This is a genomic window from Parcubacteria group bacterium (genome assembly GCA_041657845.1).
Lineage (GTDB): Bacteria > Patescibacteriota > Minisyncoccia > Moranbacterales > JAKLHP01 > JAKLHP01.
Genome location: JBBABD010000064.1, coordinates 1 through 2734, shown reverse-complemented (window position 1 = coordinate 2734; position 2734 = coordinate 1). Strand labels below are relative to the sequence as shown.

The following is a 2734-nucleotide window of genomic DNA, read 5'->3' as shown; positions in this document are numbered from 1 at the left end:
GTGTCCGAGGGCAACAGGGTCGAGTTGTCTGTCGGCGACGCGGACACGGCCTCGGACGCCTCCCCGGAGCCGGGCGCGGCGGTCGTCGTCTTCTCCGGCACCATAACCCGCGTCCTGCGCGAGACTGGCTCCTCCGGTAGCCGCGTCACCGTCGGCGCCCTTGGTGACCAGCACCTTCTCGGGTGCGACATCCTGCGCGTCGGGGCGCAGACCACCCTCTACAGCAAGGCCACGGACGGCCTCACCGTCACGTCCGGCGACCAGTCGGCGGCGGACATCGGGGAAATGGCCCGCGCCGTCCTCGACGCCTACCTCGTCGCCAACCCGACGAGCAGGCTTCACTACCTCCCCGGCGACGTGCCGGACGTGGGGGTGTCTGCGGCCTACACCTTCGAGGCGATGAGCGTCCGCGACGCCCTCGACGCCCTCAAGGGCATGGCGGCGGGCGTCCATTGGTTCGTTGACGCGTCCGGGCGCGTCACCTTCGGCCCGACGGGGGGCGGCACCGCCCATGCCCTGACCTTCGGGAGGGAGTTGACCTACGCGAGGATTGAGCGCTCGCTGGAGCGCACGAGGAACAGCTGGCTGGTGTGGGACGGCAAGGCGGCCGGGACTTACGTCCGGTTCGAGGACGCCGCCTCGGTCGCGGCGGTCGGGCGGCGCATGGAGGTCCGCTCGGACTACGGCCTCGCCGACGCCGACGCCGTGGCCGCGCTCGGCGCGAGGCTCCTGTCCGAGCGCAAGGACGTGGACGTGCGCCTGACTCTGGAGGTGGCGGACTCGTCCGCCGCGAACGGCTACGACATCGAGACCCTGCGCCCGGGCGACACCGTGCGGCTGATGGGCTTCGACGCCGACGTGGCCGACTGGACGTTCCGCGACGCGATGCTCGTCACCTCGGTGACATGGAGGAGGGGAAGTGCTACGGTTACCGTTGACGTCTCCCCCTTCGGCCTCGTGAGCGCGGCTTCCGGCCTGTCGAAGGACGTGGCCGGCCTAGAGACCAGGGGGATACCGGAAAGCTACACCTAACCCAAAAAGCCATGCCTCTCGACACATCGACAATCCAGACTTTCCTCGCCTCGGGCCTCGGCGTCTACCTGCTGACCCTCGGCGCGAAACACCTGTCCGGCGCGGCCAAGTGGAAGGACGACGACGCCCGAAGGCTCGCCGTCCGCACCCTCGCGTCGTTCCTCGCCGTCCTCGCGACCGTCCTCACGGGGGTGGCCGACGGCAAGGTGGAGCCTACCGTCCTCGGCGAGTTCATCGTGCTCCTAGTCACCTTCGTCGGCACTTGGGCCACCTCCGAGGCCGTCCACCGCGCGATCAACGGCGTGAGGGCGCTGTGGGGCAGGCTGACCGGCAGGCAGTAGCAGTATGACCCCAGAAGCCCAGAACGATCTCCTCGTGAGGCTCGACGAGCGCACGGAACGCATGGAGTCCAAGCTGGACGCCCATGTCACCGACTGCGCGTCCCGCTACGCCACCAAGGCCGAGGTGCGCCCTCTCCTGCTCGGCTTCGGGACCGTCCTCACCGGAACCCTCGGCGCGGCCGGGGTGTGGGTGTGGAAGCTCATAAGCGGAAACCAGTAGCCCTATGCGCCGCCGCTCCCGCCGCAAGCTAATCCTCGCCGCAATAATCGCGGCCGTAACCATCGCCCTGCTCTCCCTCGACGTGCGGGGGGCGTGGGCGTAGACGTATGCCAGTCAATGTTCCAAAGTTCCTGACGCACAGGCCGCTTGAGCGCTGCCGCGTCACCCAGCCGTACGGGGTGGACTGGACGAACGGCCAGCTTCCCCTGCCGGGAGGAGGACAGGGCGGCTACTCATCCCTCGGCCTCAAGGCCCACAACGGCGTTGACTTTTCGCTTTATCCCCACGGGAGCGGAACGCCAGTCTTCGCCCCGTGCGACGGGAGGGTCGAGGTTGACCCCGTGGCGGCCTCGTCAGGCTACGGCCTCAACGTGCGCCTGTTCCGCAAGCTTGGGCCACAGCCAGACGGCTCGGGGCTGGAGGCGGAGCTGGTGTTCGGCCACCTTCAGGAGGTCCGCAAGACAGGCGAGGTCAAGGCTGGCGACCTCATCGCCCTTGGGGACTCCACGGGCATCTCCACCGGCCCGCACCTCCACTTCGGCCTGCGCTTCCGCAGGTGGACCGCAGGCGGCTCCGGCCCTTATTTCCTCGATTACGACAACGGCTTCTTCGGATACGTTGACCCGATGCCGTTCTTCTCGGCTGACCCGACCCTTCTCCCCGTAGACTGCCGCTATGGCCTCCCGGAGGGCGCGAGGGGCTACTCCGACGTCGAATGGTACAAGGTCGCGGCGTGGCTTTGGTTCACCATGAAGAGGTTGCCGACGACCCGCGAGAAGAACGCCCTCGTGTGGGGCAGGTGGGACTGGAGGTCGCTCAACGACCCGTCGATGTTCGCGACGTGGACGGAGATGACCAAGATGGAATGGATGAAGAGGACGAAGAAATAACCAGAACCGCAAGATTGAAGAAACAGGGCCGTGATGGCCCTGTTTCGTTTTCCGCGTAAATCGCCCTCCTGACGCCCTCACGGGGCCCGAAGGCCCCGATACCCCTCTTTGCCGTCTGCGCCCCGTCATTGAGTTTTGCCCAGCCTTCCCGTGGACGCTGGGGGCAGGGACGAGGCCACCCTTGCGGCGGTGCGGCGGGATACCGGCCTCCCGAGGGTGAAAGAGAGGTATAGCGCCTCCTCGACGGCGGT

General features: G+C 67.6%; 4 protein-coding genes. All 4 read left to right on the top strand.

All coding sequences use genetic code 11. The features are described 5' to 3' along the window. A partial coding sequence (locus tag WC906_05500; protein MFA5777856.1) for a hypothetical protein occupies window positions 1-1032 on the top strand: 1032 nt, incomplete at its 5' end. An 11-nt stretch (window positions 1033-1043) separates the two neighbouring features. Continuing rightward, window positions 1044-1373, top strand: a complete 330-nt coding sequence (locus tag WC906_05495) for a hypothetical protein (protein MFA5777855.1) — start codon at window positions 1044-1046, stop codon at window positions 1371-1373. Window positions 1374-1377: 4 nt separating this feature from the next. Beyond that, entirely contained in the window at window positions 1378-1593 is a 216-nt protein-coding gene (locus WC906_05490; GenBank protein MFA5777854.1) for a hypothetical protein, read from the top strand. Between the two features lie 107 nt (window positions 1594-1700). After that, window positions 1701-2483: a M23 family metallopeptidase gene (locus WC906_05485; GenBank protein MFA5777853.1), complete on the top strand. Its 783-nt coding sequence runs from the start codon at window positions 1701-1703 to the stop codon at window positions 2481-2483. Window positions 2484-2734: the final 251 nt, after the last annotated feature.